Origin of the sequence: Enterobacter dykesii (assembly GCF_008364625.2) — a bacterium.
Taxonomy (GTDB): domain Bacteria; phylum Pseudomonadota; class Gammaproteobacteria; order Enterobacterales; family Enterobacteriaceae; genus Enterobacter; species Enterobacter dykesii.
In genome coordinates this window covers 345307-359850 of the sequence record NZ_CP126604.1, presented here as the reverse complement: position 1 = coordinate 359850, position 14544 = coordinate 345307, and the positions used below count along the sequence as shown (strand labels likewise).

Below are 14544 nucleotides of genomic sequence, written 5' to 3'. Positions count from 1 at the left end.
GATACCGATATGTCACTCCCACACTGCCCAAAATGCAATTCTGAATACACCTATGAAGATAATGGCATGTTCATCTGCCCTGAATGCGCTCACGAATGGAATGATGCCGAACCATCACACGATGCTGATGCACTTCTCGTAAAAGATGCAAATGGCAATCTGCTGGCGGACGGCGACAGCGTAACCGTGATTAAAGATCTGAAAGTGAAAGGCAGTTCTTCCATGCTGAAGATCGGCACCAAAGTGAAGAATATCCGTCTGGTTGAAGGCGATCATAATATCGACTGCAAAATTGACGGCTTCGGTCCGATGAAGCTGAAATCAGAGTTCGTGAAAAAGAACTGATTTACCCGCCCGGTGGCGCTTCGCTTACCGGGCTTTCGGGAACTACACTTAACGGGCTTTTCTTTCGTGAGGTAAAGATTATGCCGTTAAGTCCCTACATCTCTTTCGCCGGCAACTGTGCAGAAGCCACTTCTTTCTACCAGCAAGCCGTCGGCGCTGAGCTTCTCTATAAAATCACCTTCGGCGAAATGCCAAAAAGCGATAACAGCGATGAAGGCTGTCCGTCCGGCATGCAATTTCCGGATTCGGCTATCGCTCACTCCAACGTCCGCATTGCGGGCAGCGATATCATGATGAGCGACGGGATGCCGCCGGGCAGCAACGCGCAGTACGCGGGCTTCACCCTGGTTCTCGACACCCAGGACGTCCATGAAGGCAAACGCTGGTTCGACAACCTCGCCGCGGGCGGGAATATCGACATGGCCTGGCAGGAAACCTTCTGGGCACACGGTTTCGGTAAAGTCACCGATAAATACGGCGTGCCGTGGATGATTAACGTCGTTAAGCAACAGCACTAATTTTCGGGCGGTGGGCGGTCTGCCTCCGCCTGTCATCAAATTCCGCTCAACTCTTCAAACTCCCGCAACCCAGACTTAACCCAAATGTCACATTGATGCGCCAGCATGAGGCCACATTTATCGTGAGGCCCAGCACATGCAAACCGTCATCCGCGTCGAGAAACTGAGCAAGACCTTCAATCACAATAAGGCTCTGCATGCCGTTGATCTGACCGTCCAGCAGGGCGAAATGGTGGCGCTGCTGGGGCCATCCGGTTCCGGTAAATCCACCCTTCTGCGTCATTTAAGCGGCCTTATCACCTGCGATAAAACGCCGGAAAGCCACGTCGAGCTGCTGGGCAATACCGTGCAACGCGCGGGCCGTCTCGCCAGCGATATCCGCAAGAGCCGCGCCCAGACGGGCTATATCTTCCAGCAGTTCAACCTGGTGAACCGCCTGACTGTGCTGGAGAACGTGCTGATTGGCGCGCTCGGCAGCACCCCGTTCTGGCGCACCTGTCTGCGCTGGTTCTCCCCTTCGCAGAAGCAGGAAGCCTTGCAGGCGCTGACCCGCGTCGGCATGGCGCATTTTGCCCACCAGCGCGTCTCCACCCTGTCCGGTGGACAACAGCAGCGCGTGGCGATTGCGCGTGCGCTGATGCAGAAAGCGCAAATTATTCTCGCTGACGAACCCATCGCCTCGCTGGACCCGGAGTCCGCCCGCATCGTGATGGAAACCCTGCGCGACATTAACCAGAACGACGGCATCACCGTGGTGGTCACGCTGCATCAGGTGGATTACGCCCTGCGCTACTGCGAACGCATTGTCGCCCTGCGTCAGGGACACGTGTTCTTTGATGGCGCGAGCCATCAGTTTGATAACGAACGTTTTGACCATCTCTACCGCAGCATAAACCGCGTCGAAGAGAACGCGCAGGCTGCTTAATTAAACCCGATCCGAGGAAAGTACATGAGCTACAAAGCCGTTGCCGCGCTGGCCTTTACCAGCATGTTCAGCCTCAGCACCCTGTTAAGCCCGGCGTATGCACAAGAGCAGGAAAAAGCGCTGAACTTCGGCATTATTTCGACGGAATCACAGCAAAACCTGAAGCCTCAGTGGGAACCGTTCCTGAAAGATATGGAAACCAAACTGGGGATCAAAGTGAACGCCTTCTTCGCCCCGGACTACGCGGGCATCATCCAGGGGATGCGCTTTAATAAAGTGGACATCGCCTGGTACGGCAACCTCTCCGCCATGGAAGCGGTGGACCGCGCGAACGGCCAGGTCTTTGCCCAGACCGTCGCGGCTGATGGCTCCCCGGGCTACTGGAGCGTGCTGATCGTCAACAAAGACAGCCCGATCAACAACCTCAACGACCTGCTCGCCAAACGCAAAGAGCTGACCTTTGGCAACGGCGACCCGAACTCGACCTCCGGTTACCTTGTCCCTGGCTACTACGTCTTCGCCAAAAACAACGCCTCCGCCAGCGACTTCAAACGCACGGTGAACGCCAGCCACGAAACTAACGCCCTGGCCGTGGCCAACAAGCAGGTGGACGTTGCCACCAACAACACCGAAAACCTCGACAAGCTGAAAGCCTCAGCGCCGGACAAGCTGAAAGAGATCAAGGTTATCTGGAAATCGCCGCTGATTCCGGGCGACCCGATCGTCTGGCGTAAAAACCTCTCCGAGAGCACCAAGGACAAGGTGTACGACTTCTTCATGACCTATGGCAAAACGCCGGAAGAGAAAGCGGTCCTGGCGCGTCTGGGCTGGGCACCGTTCCGCCCGTCAAGCGATCTGCAGCTGGTCCCGATTCGCCAGCTGGCGCTGTTTAAAGAGATGCAGGGCGTGAAGGACAACAAAGGGCTGAAGGACGACGAGAAGACCAGCAAAGTGGCCGCAATTGAGGCGCAGCTGGAAGACCTCGACCGCCTGACCGCCGCGCTCGGTGCGATGACGAGCGTGAATAAAGCGGTGCAGTAGTGCCTTTCTCCCTCTCCCTGTGGGAGAGGGGACTAAACCCAAAGGAGCCAACATGCAAACCATCACACTCCCGCCGCCTAAGCGCAGCTGGTTCTCGCTGATAAGCTGGGCCATCCTGCTGGCGGTGCTGGTTATCTCCTGGAAGGGCGCGGAAATGGATCCGCTGCTGCTCTTCAAAGACGCGGGCAACATGGCGACCTTCGCCGCCGACTTCTTCCCGCCGGACTTCAGCCAGTGGCAGGACTATCTCAGCGAAATGGCGGTCACCCTGCAAATCGCCGTCTGGGGCACCGCCCTTGCCGTCGTTCTCTCCATTCCGTTTGGCCTGATGAGCGCCGAAAACATCGTGCCGTGGTGGGTATACCAGCCGATGCGTCGCCTGATGGACGCCTGTCGCGCCATCAATGAAATGGTCTTTGCGATGCTGTTCGTGGTCGCCGTCGGCCTGGGTCCGTTCGCCGGCGTGATGGCGCTGTTCATCCACACCACTGGCGTGCTCTCCAAGCTGCTCTCCGAAGCGGTTGAAGCCATTGAACCCGGCCCGGTGGAAGGCATCCGCGCCACGGGCGCCAACAAAATCGAAGAGATCCTGTACGGCGTGTTGCCTCAGGTGATGCCGCTGCTCATCTCCTACTCCCTGTACCGTTTTGAGTCCAACGTACGCTCCGCGACGGTGGTCGGCATGGTGGGCGCAGGCGGGATTGGCGTCACCCTGTGGGAAGCGATTCGCGGCTTCCAGTTTCAGCAAACCTGCGCCCTGATGGTGCTCATCATCGTCACCGTCAGCCTGCTGGATTTCCTCTCTCAACGTTTGCGTAAGCACTTCATCTGAGAAGCGAGGCTTTGTTTTGTATGCACTTATCCAGACATCCGACCAGTTACCCCACCCGCTGGCAGGAGATTGCGGCAAAGCTCGAAGTGGAGCTGCGCACGCACTACCGCTGCGGGGACTACCTGCCCGCCGAGCAGCAGCTTGCCGACCGCTATGAAGTGAACCGCCACACCCTGCGTCGCGCCATTGACCAGCTGGTCGAGCGCGGCTGGGTCCAGCGCCGTCAGGGCGTGGGCGTGCTGGTGCTGATGCGCCCGTTCGACTATCCGCTGAACGCCCAGGCGCGCTTTAGTCAGAACCTGCTGGATCAGGGCAGCCACCCGACCAGCGAAAAGATGCTCTCGGTATTGCGTCCGGCCTCCAGCCACGTGGCGGACGCGCTGGGTATTCAGGAAGGCGACGACGTCATTCACCTGCGCACCCTGCGTCGCGTTAACGGCGTGGCGGTATGCCAGATAGACCACTACTTTGCGGACCTCGCCCTCTGGCCCGTGCTCCAGCATTTCTCCAGCGGCTCGCTGCATGATTTTCTTCAGGATGCGACCGGCATTGCGCTCAAGCGCACCCAGACGCGCATCAGCGCCCGTCGCGCGCAGGCGAAAGAGAGCAAGGTGCTTGAAATCCCCAATATGGCCCCGCTGCTCTGCGTGCGCACCCTCAACCACCGTGACGGCGAGATCGACGCGACGGAATACTCCGTCAGCCTGACCCGCGCCGACATGATCGAATTCACCATGGAGCACTGAATGCACTTCGATACCGCCACCCGACAGCGCTGGATGCGCGTGCTGGCCCACAGCCAGCCTGCTGCGCTGGTTGCCCGCATGAACGCGCTCAGCCTGACGCCAGACTACGACACCCTTCGCGCCCCGGAGATCGGCCTTGTTCAGATCCAGGCGCGCATGGGCGGCACCGGCGAGCGCTTCTTCGCCGGAGACGCCACCCTCACCCGCGCCGCGATCCGTCTGAACAGCGGCACGCTGGGCTACAGCTACGTGCTGGGGCGCGATAAGGCGCACGCCGAGCGCTGCGCGGTGATCGACGCGCTTTTACAGGAACAACCCTATTTCCAGTCGTTAATGGAAACCCTTATTGCCCCGCTGGAAGCCGACCGAGCCGCGCGCATTGCCGCACGTCAGGCCGAAGTGAATACCAGCCGGGTCGACTTCTTTACGCTCGTTCGCGGAGACAACGCATGACGCTTCAACCTGCTTTTACCCTGGCCGTCCAGGATGCCCAACACAGTTTTCGTCGCCTGCTGAAGGCAATGAGCGAGCCGGGCGCGATCGTCTCGCTGCACCAGCTCTCTCAGGGCTGGCTGCCGCTGAACCTGGCGACCACCAGCGTGCTGCTGACGCTTGCCGATAACGACACTCCGGTGTGGCTCTCGGGCGCGCTGTCGAACGATATCGCCAGCCAGAACCTGCGTTTTCACACCAGCGCTCCGCTGGTCGATCAGCCCCAGCAGGCGGTTTTTGCCGTGGCCGATGAGCAAATCAGCCATGAGCAATTGAACGCCCTGAGCGAAGGCAGCGCCGTCGCCCCGGAGACCAGCGCCACGCTGATCCTGCAGGTCTCCAGCCTGAGCGGCGGCCGCATGCTGCGCCTCACGGGGGCAGGCATCGCCGACGAGCGCATGGTCGCGCCGCAGCTGCCGGAGTGCATCATTCACGAGCTGACCGAGCGCCCGCACCCGTTCCCGCTGGGCATTGACCTGATCCTGACCTGCGGCGAGCGCCTGCTGGCAATCCCGCGGACCACCCACGTGGAGGTGTGCTGATGTACGTTGCCGTGAAAGGGGGCGAGAAGGCCATCGCCGCCGCCCATGCGCTGCAGGCGCACAGACGACGGGGCGATGAACGGCATCCCGAGCTGAGCGTCGCCCAGATTGAACAGCAGTTAAACCTCGCCGTTGACCGCGTGATGACCGAGGGCGGCATCGCCGACCGCGAGCTGGCGGCGCTGGCCCTGAAGCAGGCCAGCGGCGACAGCGTCGAAGCCATCTTTCTGCTGCGCGCCTACCGCACCACGCTTGCCAGACTGGCGGTCAGCGAGCCGGTGAATACGGCGGAGATGCGCCTGGAACGCCGCATTTCAGCGGTTTATAAAGACATCCCCGGCGGCCAGCTGCTTGGCCCCACCTGTGACTACACCCACCGCCTGCTGGATTTTACCCTGCTGGCGAGCGGCGAAGCGCCGCAGCTCAGCACTTCCGACGCCGAACAGGAACCGTCTCCGCACGTCTTCAGCCTGCTGGCAAAACAGGGCCTGGCGAAGGCGGAAGAAGATTCTGGCGCGCAGCCGGATGACATCACCCGCACGCCGCCGGTTTACCCCTGCTCGCGCTCGTCCCGCCTGCAGCAGCTGATGCGCGGCGACGAAGGCTATCTGCTGGCGCTGGCCTACTCCACCCAGCGCGGCTACGGGCGCAACCACCCGTTTGCCGCCGAAATTCGCAGCGGCTACATCGACGTTGAGATCGTACCGGAAGAGTTGGGTTTTGCGGTGAACGTCGGCGAAATGCTGATGACCGAGTGTGAAATGGTCAACGGTTTCGTCGCTCCGGAAGATGAAGACCCGCACTTTACCCGCGGCTACGGGCTGGTGTTCGGCATGGGCGAGCGCAAGGCCATGGCCATGGCGCTGGTTGACCGTGCCCTGCAGGCACCGGACTACGGCGAGCACATTGCAGGCCCGGCGCAGGACGAGGAGTTCGTGCTGGCCCACGCGGATAACGTTGAGGCCGCTGGCTTCGTCTCGCACCTCAAGCTGCCGCACTACGTCGATTTCCAGGCCGAACTGGAACTACTGAAACGCCTGCAACGGGAGCGCGCCAATGGCTAACTTAAGCGGCTACAACTTTGCCTATCTGGATGAGCAAACCAAACGCATGATCCGCCGCGCCATCCTCAAAGCGGTGGCGATCCCGGGCTATCAGGTGCCGTTCGGCGGCCGCGAAATGCCAATGCCCTACGGCTGGGGCACGGGCGGTATACAGATCACCGCCAGCGTGATCGGCGAGGCGGACGTGCTGAAGGTCATCGATCAGGGCGCCGACGACACCACCAACGCCGTGTCGATCCGCAGCTTCTTCCAGCGCGTCACCGGCGTCAATACCACCGAAAAAACCGAAGACGCCACGCTGATCCAGACCCGACACCGCATCCCCGAAACCCCGCTCACTGAAGATCAGATTTTGATTTTCCAGGTACCGATCCCTGAGCCGCTGCGCTTTATCGAGCCGCGCGAAACGGAAACCCGCACCATGCACGCGCTGGAAGAGTACGGCGTCATGCAGGTCAAACTCTATGAAGACATCGCCCGCTTTGGCCATATCGCCACCACCTACGCCTATCCGGTGAAGGTGAACGGGCGCTACGTGATGGACCCGTCGCCAATTCCGAAATTCGATAACCCGAAGATGGACATGATGCCCGCCCTGCAGCTGTTCGGCGCCGGGCGCGAAAAACGCATCTACGCCGTCCCGCCTTACACCCGCGTGGAAAGCCTGGATTTCGACGATCACCCGTTTACGGTGCAGGAGTGGGACGAGCCGTGCGCTATCTGCGGCTCCAAACACAGCTATCTGGACGAAGTGGTGCTGGACGACACGGGCAAACGGATGTTTGTCTGCTCCGACACCGATTACTGCCGCCAACAGAGCGAGGCGAACAGCCAATGAAACCGCTGCTTTCGGTTAATCACCTGACTCACCTGTATGCGCCGGGCAAAGGCTTCAGCGACGTGTCGTTCGAGCTGTGGCCGGGCGAAGTGCTGGGGATCGTCGGCGAGTCCGGCTCCGGCAAAACCACCCTGCTGAAGTCCATCTCCGCGCGCCTGACGCCGCAGAACGGCGACATTCTGTATGAGGGCGCCTCGCTGTACGGCATGAGCGAGGCCGAACGCCGCCGCCTGCTGCGCACCGAGTGGGGCGTGGTGCATCAGCACCCGATGGACGGCCTGCGCCGTCAGGTCTCCGCCGGGGGCAACATCGGCGAACGCCTTATGGCCACCGGCGCGCGCCACTACGGCAACATCCGCGCTACCGCCCAGCACTGGCTGGAGGAAGTTGAAATCCCCGCCTCGCGCATCGACGACCTGCCCACCACCTTCTCCGGCGGGATGCAGCAGCGCCTGCAGATTGCGCGCAACCTGGTCACCCATCCGAAGCTGGTGTTTATGGATGAACCCACCGGCGGGCTGGACGTCTCCGTGCAGGCGCGCCTGCTCGACCTGCTGCGCGGTCTGGTGGTGGAGCTGAACCTTGCGGTGGTGATTGTCACCCACGATCTGGGCGTCGCGCGTCTGCTGGCGGACCGTCTGCTGGTGATGAAGCAGGGCCAGGTGGTGGAAAGTGGGTTAACCGACCGCGTGCTCGACGATCCACACCATCCGTACACCCAGCTTCTGGTGTCGTCCGTGTTGCAGAACTAAGAGGCCAACATGATCCACGTACAAAACGTAAGTAAGACCTTTGTGCTCCACCAGCAAAACGGCGTGCGCCTGCCGGTGCTGCAAAATGCCTCGTTAGAGGTCAGCAGCGGCGAATGCGTGGTGCTGCACGGCCATTCCGGCAGCGGAAAATCCACCCTGCTGCGCTCCCTGTACGCCAACTATCTGCCGGACGAAGGCCACATTCATATTCGCCACAACGATGAGTGGGTCGATCTGGTGCAGGCCCCCGCGCGTAAGGTGCTGGAAGTGCGCCGCACGACGATCGGCTGGGTCAGCCAGTTTCTGCGTGTGATCCCGCGGATCTCCGCCCTGGACGTGGTGATGCAGCCGCTGCTGGATCTCGGCGTGCCGCGCGAAGCCTGCGCCGCCAAAGCCGCCAGCCTGCTGACGCGCCTCAACGTGCCGGAGCGCCTGTGGCACCTCGCCCCATCGACCTTTTCCGGCGGCGAGCAGCAGCGCGTCAATATCGCCCGCGGTTTTATCGTCGACTATCCGATTTTACTTCTGGATGAACCCACCGCCTCGCTCGACGGTAAAAACAGCGCGGCCGTGGTGGGGCTGATCGAACAGGCCAAAGCGCGCGGCGCGGCGATCGTCGGGATCTTCCACGACGACGCCGTACGCAGCCGCGTGGCGGACAGATTGCACCCGATGGGGGTCCACGCATGATTATCAATAACGTCAGGCTGGTGCTGGAAAATGAAGTTGTTGATGGCTCGGTTGAAGTCCATGAAGGCGTTATTCGCGCCTTTGCCGAAACCCAGAGCCGTACCCCTGAAGCAATGGACGGTGAGGGCGGCTGGCTGCTGCCGGGGCTGATTGAGCTGCACACCGATAATCTGGACAAATTCTTCACCCCGCGCCCGAAGGTCGACTGGCCCGCCCATTCGGCGATGAGCAGCCACGACGCGCTAATGGTCGCCAGCGGCATTACCACCGTGCTGGACGCGGTGGCGATTGGCGACGTGCGCGACGGTGGCGATCGCCTGGAGAATCTGGAGAAGATGATCAACGCCGTGGAGGAGACGCAAAAACGCGGCCTCAACCGCGCCGAGCACCGTCTGCACCTGCGCTGCGAGCTGCCGCACCACACCACCCTGCCGCTGTTTGAAAAGCTGGTCGGACGCGAGCCGGTCTCGCTGGTCTCCCTGATGGACCACTCGCCGGGGCAGCGCCAGTTCGCCAACATTGAAAAGTATCGCGAATACTATCAGGGCAAATATTCTCTCAGCGATGCGGAGATGGCCCGTTATGAAGAAGAACAGCTGGCGCTTGCAGCGCAGTGGTCTCAGCCGAACCGTCTCAGGATTGCCGCAATGTGTCGGGACCGCAACATCGCCCTGGCCAGCCATGACGATGCCACGCACGATCACGTGCGCGAATCCCACCAGCTTGGCAGCGTGATCGCCGAATTTCCCACCACGTTTGAAGCGGCTGAAGCCTCCCGCGGGCACGGCATGAACGTGCTGATGGGCGCACCGAACATCGTGCGCGGCGGCTCGCACTCCGGTAACGTGGCGGCAAGCAGGCTCGCCTCCCTCGGCCTGCTGGATATTCTCTCGTCCGACTACTACCCCGCCAGCCTGCTGGATGCGGCGTTCCGGGTTGCCGAGGACGAGAGCAACAGCTTCACGCTGCCGCAGGCGATTCGCCTGGTGACGAAAAACCCGGCCTCGGCGCTTAATCTTCAGGATCGCGGGGAAATCGCCGAGGGTAAACGCGCGGATCTGGTACTCGCCCACCGCAAGGGCGAGCATGTTCATATCGACCACGTCTGGCGTCAGGGAAAAAGGGTGTTCTGATGGGAAGGCTCATCTGGTTAATGGGGCCCTCCGGCTCCGGTAAGGACAGCCTGCTGTCCGCCTTACGGCAGCGGGAACATCCGCAGTTGCTGGTCGCGCACCGCTATATTACCCGCGCGGCCAATGCCGGGAGTGAAAATCATATCGCCCTGAGCGAGCAGGAGTTTTTCATCCGCGCCGGGCAAAACCTGCTGGCGCTGAGCTGGCATGCCAACGGTTATTACTATGGGATCGGCATTGAGACCGATCTGTGGCTGCATGCGGGCTTCGACGTGCTGGTTAACGGCTCGCGCGCGCATCTGCCACAAGCGCGCGCCCGCTATGAGGCGGCCCTGCTGCCGGTCTGCCTGCAGGTTTCGCCGGACGTTCTGCGCAGCCGGTTGCAGAGTCGGGGGCGTGAATCAGCCCGTGAGATCGATCAGCGGCTTGAGCGGGCGGCCCGCTATGCCCCGTCGGACTGCCACATCCTCAATAACGACGGAAGTTTGCCACAGTCAGTCGATACCTTTTTATCGCTTATCCGCCAGAAGGAGAAACAGCATGCCTGACTGCCAGCTTCGCCCCGCCACCGCCGACGATGCGCAGATTGTCTATGCCCTGATCTGCGAACTGAAGCAGGCAGAGTTCGACCATCAGGCGTTTCACGCGGGCTATCTTGCCAATCTGCAGGATCGCAACATGCGCTATCAGCTTGCCGAACTGGGCGGGCAGGTCATCGGCATGATCGGCCTGCACCTGCAGTTTCACCTCCATCACGCGCGCTGGATCGGCGAGATCCAGGAGCTGGTGGTGATGCCGCAGGCGCGCGGGTTAAAGGTGGGCAGTCAGCTGCTGGCCTGGGCGGAAGGGGTGGCACGACAGGCCGGCGCGGAGCTGACCGAACTTTCCACCAGCGTGAAGCGCACCGACGCCCATCGTTTTTACGTTCGTGAAGGATACACGCAGAGCCATTTCCGATTCACCAAACCGCTGTAGAGGTGCGCTATGAGTCTGACCATCACGTTGACGGGAACGGGTGGCGCCCAGCTGGTGCCGGTCTTTGGCTGCGACTGCGCGGCGTGTCGCCGGGCGCGCCTGCAGGATAACTATCGCCGTCGCCCGTGCAGCGCGGTAGTCAAATTCAACGATGCGGTGACCCTGCTGGACGCGGGTATTTCGCACCTGATGGACGACTGGCCGGCGGGCAGCTTCCAGCAGTTTTTGCTCACCCATTACCATATGGATCACGTTCAGGGGCTGTTCCCCCTGCGCTGGGGCGTGGGGGCGACGATTCCGGTTTACGGTCCGCCGGACGACGCCGGGTGCGACGACCTGTTTAAACACCCCGGCATTCTGGATTTCAGCCACACGGTCGAACGGTTTGTGATGTTTGAGCTTCAGGGTCTGCGGGTCACGCCACTGCCGCTCAACCATTCGAAACTGACCTTCGGGTATTTGCTGGAGTCGGCCCACAGCAGCGTGGCCTGGCTTTCCGACACCGCCGGATTGCCGGAAAAAACGGTAAAGTTCCTGCTCAACAACCAGCCGCAGGCGATGATTATCGACTGCAGCCATGAGCCACGCGAGGAAACGCCGCGAAACCATTGCGACTTAAATACCGTGATTGCGTTAAACCAGGCGATTGGCTGCCCGCAGGTGATCCTGACGCATATCAGCCATCAGTTTGACGTGTGGATGATGGATAACCCGCTGCCGCAGGGCATAGAAGCGGGCTATGACGGGATGGTGCTGGTGCTGGATTAGGTTTTCTCCCTCTCCCGTGGGAGAGGGCACCAGGCCGCACTTAGCCTCGATCGTAATCGTCTTCTAACCGCCGCTCATCCTCTTCCAGACGACGTCTGTCATCATCCAGCTGTCGCTGGCGCTCGTCCAGACGGCGGCGTCGGTCTTCGAGCTGCCGGCGACGATCGTCGTACTGTCGACTGTCGATTTGACGGCTGCGGTCATAACGATCGTCGTCGTCATTGCTGCGGCTGCTGCCGGGGTTATAGGCATCGTTGATCGCCTGCTGAATGTTGCCAATAGCATCATCAACAATATCGGCATGAGCCAGTTGGCTGGTGAGTGACAGCAGACCGAATAACAGAGCAGTTGAGTAACGTTTCATAAGGCCAGACTCGCAGGTGAACTGGCCTTACGATAATGAACGGCGGGAAGCCGGGGTAGCGGAGGAATCTCAAATTACCATGACCTTGCGCAGCGCCTGCGCCAGCTGCACCCGCGTAAACGGCTTACGCAGTAGCTGAACGTCCGGCAGCTGCGGGTTATGCGCGGGCCGTAGATCCTGGCCGCTGATCAGCAGTACAGGAAGCAGCGGGTAATGGCTGCGCACATGGTTAATCACCTCGGCGCCGCTGAGGCTGCCGGGCAACATCAGGTCGCTGATAAACATGCCAATATCCGGTGAAGCCTCCAGCATGTTCAGCGCCTGCTCGCCGTTGTCCGCTTCCAGCGTCAGGTAGCCGAGCTGATGCAGCTGCTCGCACAGGGTTTGCCGAACATCCGCCTCATCTTCCAGCACCAGGACCAGCCGCTCGCTATCGACGGAGGCGGTGGCTGACAACGCTTCATCATCGACCGCGGCAGGCAGCACCGAGCGCGGGAGGTGAAGCCGGACGGTCGTTCCCTGCCCCGGCGCGCTTTCAATTTCCACGCGGCCACCGGACTGGCGCACAAAGCCGTAGACCATCGACAGGCCTAACCCGCTCCCGCTTCCGGTCTGCTTGGTGGTGAAGAACGGTTCAAAGACCCGGGATTTTACCTCTTGCGACATCCCGCTGCCGCGGTCAATCACCTCCAGCGCCACCATATCCTGCCTGCGCCCGTCGCTGCGGGTGACGCGCTGATTCCAGGTCCGGATTTTAATCACCCCGCTTTGCCCTTCCATCGCATCGCGCGCGTTCATTACCAGATTGATGATGGCGTTTTCCAGCTGGCTAACGTCAATCCAAGCGGGCCACGCCGGGGTTTGCGCTTCAATCTCCAGGGTCAGGGTGGCAGGCAGGGAGTGTCGCAGCAGTTCCCGGAGGTTCTCCAGCAGCGGCAGCATCTCTACCGCATGCGGCGTCAGGGATTGCTTGCGGGAAAACGCCAGCAGGCGCTGCGTCAGTAAGGCGCCGCGCTCGGCCGCCTTCAGCGCCCGGGTAATGCGCGGCGCGTCTTTTGATTCGGGGTCGGTGAGCTCAAGGCTGCCGATGATCACCGCCAGCAGGTTGTTAAAATCATGCGCCAGCCCGCCGGTCAGCTGTCCGACCGCCTTCATCTTCTGGCTGTGCAGCAGCGCCTCTTCCAGCCCCTGACGCTCAACGCGGTCGATCTCCATCTGCGTGGTTTTCTCTTTCAGCAGGCGCGTGGTGTGCTCAAGCGAGGCGGTATTACGGGCAAAAACGTTAAACGCGCGCGCCAGCTCGCCCAGCTCATCTCGCCGCTGGAGGGCGGGAACGGAGACATCCTGTTCGCCGTGAGCAAGGCGCGACATCGCCCGGGAAATCGCCGTCAGGTTAGAGGCCAGATTGCGGTAGATATACCAGCAGGCGCACCCGGTAATGATCAGCGCCAGCACGGCGAAGAAGCTGATAAACACGCTGATGGACTGCAGCTCGTGATGGCTCTGGGCCGTACGAAGCCGGGAGGCCTGCGCCACCTGCCAGACGTACTGATTAATGTCGCTGTTGAGGATCGCCACCAGCGCCTTGATGTGGAACATATACCAGCTTATCGCCAGATCGCTCTCTTCCAGCTGCTTCGACAGCGGGGCGAGCTTGCCTAACTCGGCATTAAAATCAGGCAGAACTTCCTTCACAACCGGCTGCACGGCACTCCGGGGCAGCGCAGCGGCCACGGCGTCCAGTTGCTGAACGGTCGCGCGCGGCGAAGGCGTGTCGATGGCGGCAGCGATCAGCCGGTCCATCTCCATCAGTTGCTGCGCATCCGGCACGTTGCTGTCGTAACGGCGGTTGATGTCCTGAAGATGACGCAGATAGCTCTGGCTTTGATACAGCGAACTCAGCAGCGCGTTACGCTCCAGATGGCGCCGCTGGCCGCGCTCAAGCATCTCCGTCACGCTCTGCTGTAGCTCATTGCTTCGTTGAATAATGCGCGCCACCAGCGCCGGCTCCTGCTGCGCCAGCGGCGCATCCGCAAGCTGTTCCAGCGAGCGGCGCAGCGCCATTTGCGTCTGCTTCAGGCGCTCGGCTTCGCCTTTGTACTCCAGCGCCCCGACGACCTGCGAAAGCCGCACCGCCGCCGTCGCCACGTTGGCGGTATCACGGGCCAGGTTCATGCTGCCGGTCATGTCATCCAGCGTTTGCTGCTGAACCTGCTCCTGGATTTGACTGGCGTGACGAAAGCCGAGCACCGCCACGCCGCTCACCATCAGCGTCACGGCGACCACCAGCAGATTAAAAATCAGCAGGCGGCCTCGGGCGCTGGCGAAAAAGGGCGGACGGCGTGATGGCATGGGTTTGGGCTCCTGTGCGGTTTGGCGCCCTCACCCACCGGGAGAGGGAAAAGGAAAATGTGATGGCGATTAGCTTTTCATAACTATGACAAATATGAACAGCTTCTGACATTTTGCATTTACGCACCTGTGATGAAGTGCAGATATCGGCATTCGCAGGAGATCCG

The 14544-nt window shown here is 61.1% G+C and carries 18 protein-coding genes; 16 read left to right on the top strand and 2 right to left on the bottom strand.

The genetic code is table 11. From position 1 onward, the window contains the following. The first annotated feature begins 9 nt into the window (after window positions 1-9). The 16 genes from F0320_RS01665 (at window position 10) to phnP (ending at window position 11661) form a co-directional block, all read left to right on the top strand. A complete protein-coding gene (locus tag F0320_RS01665; RefSeq protein WP_126331218.1) occupies window positions 10-345 on the top strand; it encodes a zinc ribbon domain-containing protein YjdM in 336 nt (111 codons plus the stop codon). Window positions 346-425: 80 nt separating this feature from the next. Continuing rightward, window positions 426-863, top strand: coding sequence for a VOC family metalloprotein YjdN (yjdN, locus tag F0320_RS01660; protein WP_047653066.1), 438 nt, complete (start codon window positions 426-428; stop codon window positions 861-863). Between the two features lie 136 nt (window positions 864-999). Next, on the top strand, window positions 1000-1788 hold the full coding sequence (phnC, locus tag F0320_RS01655; RefSeq protein ID WP_023334215.1) for a phosphonate ABC transporter ATP-binding protein: 789 nt from the start codon (window positions 1000-1002) through the stop codon (window positions 1786-1788). A gap of 24 nt (window positions 1789-1812) precedes the next feature. Then, window positions 1813-2829, top strand: coding sequence for a phosphonate ABC transporter substrate-binding protein (phnD, locus tag F0320_RS01650; protein WP_126331216.1), 1017 nt, complete (start codon window positions 1813-1815; stop codon window positions 2827-2829). Window positions 2830-2881: 52 nt separating this feature from the next. Next, window positions 2882-3661 carry a phosphonate ABC transporter, permease protein PhnE gene (gene phnE, locus F0320_RS01645; RefSeq protein ID WP_023334213.1) on the top strand — a complete coding sequence of 260 codons (780 nt, stop codon included), beginning with the start codon at window positions 2882-2884 and terminating at the stop codon, window positions 3659-3661. Window positions 3662-3681: 20 nt separating this feature from the next. Further along, the gene (gene phnF / locus F0320_RS01640) at window positions 3682-4407 is read left to right on the top strand and encodes a phosphonate metabolism transcriptional regulator PhnF (protein WP_126331214.1); all 726 of its coding nucleotides are present in this window, start codon (window positions 3682-3684) and stop codon (window positions 4405-4407) included. After that, window positions 4408-4860 (top strand): phosphonate C-P lyase system protein PhnG, encoded by a 453-nt coding sequence (gene phnG, locus F0320_RS01635; protein WP_126331212.1) that lies wholly within the window; start codon window positions 4408-4410, stop codon window positions 4858-4860. Then, the gene (gene phnH, locus F0320_RS01630; protein ID WP_047653070.1) at window positions 4857-5441 is read left to right on the top strand and encodes a phosphonate C-P lyase system protein PhnH; all 585 of its coding nucleotides are present in this window, start codon (window positions 4857-4859) and stop codon (window positions 5439-5441) included. Before phnG ends, phnH begins: the two co-directional genes overlap by 4 nt. Continuing rightward, window positions 5441-6505 (top strand): carbon-phosphorus lyase complex subunit PhnI, encoded by a 1065-nt coding sequence (locus F0320_RS01625; protein ID WP_126331210.1) that lies wholly within the window; start codon window positions 5441-5443, stop codon window positions 6503-6505. The genes phnH and F0320_RS01625 overlap by 1 nt, the downstream gene beginning before the upstream one ends. Then, window positions 6498-7343 (top strand): alpha-D-ribose 1-methylphosphonate 5-phosphate C-P-lyase PhnJ, encoded by an 846-nt coding sequence (gene phnJ, locus F0320_RS01620; protein WP_033144435.1) that lies wholly within the window; start codon window positions 6498-6500, stop codon window positions 7341-7343. The genes F0320_RS01625 and phnJ overlap by 8 nt, the downstream gene beginning before the upstream one ends. Further along, window positions 7340-8095, top strand: a complete 756-nt coding sequence (gene phnK / locus F0320_RS01615; RefSeq protein ID WP_008500057.1) for a phosphonate C-P lyase system protein PhnK — start codon at window positions 7340-7342, stop codon at window positions 8093-8095. Before phnJ ends, phnK begins: the two co-directional genes overlap by 4 nt. Before the next feature lie 9 nt (window positions 8096-8104). Next, window positions 8105-8785 (top strand): phosphonate C-P lyase system protein PhnL, encoded by a 681-nt coding sequence (phnL, locus tag F0320_RS01610; RefSeq protein ID WP_126331208.1) that lies wholly within the window; start codon window positions 8105-8107, stop codon window positions 8783-8785. Beyond that, window positions 8782-9918, top strand: a complete 1137-nt coding sequence (phnM, locus tag F0320_RS01605) for an alpha-D-ribose 1-methylphosphonate 5-triphosphate diphosphatase (RefSeq protein WP_126331206.1) — start codon at window positions 8782-8784, stop codon at window positions 9916-9918. Before phnL ends, phnM begins: the two co-directional genes overlap by 4 nt. Continuing rightward, window positions 9915-10466 (top strand): ribose 1,5-bisphosphokinase, encoded by a 552-nt coding sequence (gene phnN, locus F0320_RS01600; protein WP_126331204.1) that lies wholly within the window; start codon window positions 9915-9917, stop codon window positions 10464-10466. Before phnM ends, phnN begins: the two co-directional genes overlap by 4 nt. Then, window positions 10459-10893 carry an aminoalkylphosphonate N-acetyltransferase gene (phnO, locus tag F0320_RS01595; protein WP_126331202.1) on the top strand — a complete coding sequence of 145 codons (435 nt, stop codon included), beginning with the start codon at window positions 10459-10461 and terminating at the stop codon, window positions 10891-10893. The genes phnN and phnO overlap by 8 nt, the downstream gene beginning before the upstream one ends. Before the next feature lie 9 nt (window positions 10894-10902). Beyond that, entirely contained in the window at window positions 10903-11661 is a 759-nt protein-coding gene (gene phnP, locus F0320_RS01590) for a phosphonate metabolism protein PhnP (protein ID WP_126331200.1), read from the top strand. A gap of 40 nt (window positions 11662-11701) precedes the next feature. Here phnP and yjdP read toward each other — a convergent pair whose 3' ends face one another. After that, a complete protein-coding gene (yjdP, locus tag F0320_RS01585; protein ID WP_039262386.1) occupies window positions 11702-12025 on the bottom strand; it encodes a DDRRRQL repeat protein YjdP in 324 nt (107 codons plus the stop codon). A 69-nt stretch (window positions 12026-12094) separates the two neighbouring features. Beyond that, entirely contained in the window at window positions 12095-14377 is a 2283-nt protein-coding gene (locus tag F0320_RS01580) for an ATP-binding protein (RefSeq protein WP_126331198.1), read from the bottom strand. Window positions 14378-14544: the final 167 nt, after the last annotated feature.

Bases quoted from the DNA above. Each gene is read 5' to 3' on its own strand.
- F0320_RS01665 (WP_126331218.1), top strand. From the start codon at position 10: ATGTCACTCCCACACTGCCCAAAATGCAATTCTGAATACACCTATGAA.
- yjdN (WP_047653066.1), top strand. From the start codon at position 426: ATGCCGTTAAGTCCCTACATCTCTTTCGCCGGCAACTGTGCAGAAGCC.
- phnC (WP_023334215.1), top strand. From the start codon at position 1,000: ATGCAAACCGTCATCCGCGTCGAGAAACTGAGCAAGACCTTCAATCAC.
- phnD (WP_126331216.1), top strand. From the start codon at position 1,813: ATGAGCTACAAAGCCGTTGCCGCGCTGGCCTTTACCAGCATGTTCAGC.
- phnE (WP_023334213.1), top strand. From the start codon at position 2,882: ATGCAAACCATCACACTCCCGCCGCCTAAGCGCAGCTGGTTCTCGCTG.
- phnF (WP_126331214.1), top strand. From the start codon at position 3,682: ATGCACTTATCCAGACATCCGACCAGTTACCCCACCCGCTGGCAGGAG.
- phnG (WP_126331212.1), top strand. From the start codon at position 4,408: ATGCACTTCGATACCGCCACCCGACAGCGCTGGATGCGCGTGCTGGCC.
- phnH (WP_047653070.1), top strand. From the start codon at position 4,857: ATGACGCTTCAACCTGCTTTTACCCTGGCCGTCCAGGATGCCCAACAC.
- F0320_RS01625 (WP_126331210.1), top strand. From the start codon at position 5,441: ATGTACGTTGCCGTGAAAGGGGGCGAGAAGGCCATCGCCGCCGCCCAT.
- phnJ (WP_033144435.1), top strand. From the start codon at position 6,498: ATGGCTAACTTAAGCGGCTACAACTTTGCCTATCTGGATGAGCAAACC.
- phnK (WP_008500057.1), top strand. From the start codon at position 7,340: ATGAAACCGCTGCTTTCGGTTAATCACCTGACTCACCTGTATGCGCCG.
- phnL (WP_126331208.1), top strand. From the start codon at position 8,105: ATGATCCACGTACAAAACGTAAGTAAGACCTTTGTGCTCCACCAGCAA.
- phnM (WP_126331206.1), top strand. From the start codon at position 8,782: ATGATTATCAATAACGTCAGGCTGGTGCTGGAAAATGAAGTTGTTGAT.
- phnO (WP_126331202.1), top strand. From the start codon at position 10,459: ATGCCTGACTGCCAGCTTCGCCCCGCCACCGCCGACGATGCGCAGATT.
- phnP (WP_126331200.1), top strand. From the start codon at position 10,903: ATGAGTCTGACCATCACGTTGACGGGAACGGGTGGCGCCCAGCTGGTG.
- yjdP (WP_039262386.1), bottom strand. From the start codon at position 12,025: ATGAAACGTTACTCAACTGCTCTGTTATTCGGTCTGCTGTCACTCACC.
- F0320_RS01580 (WP_126331198.1), bottom strand. From the start codon at position 14,377: ATGCCATCACGCCGTCCGCCCTTTTTCGCCAGCGCCCGAGGCCGCCTG.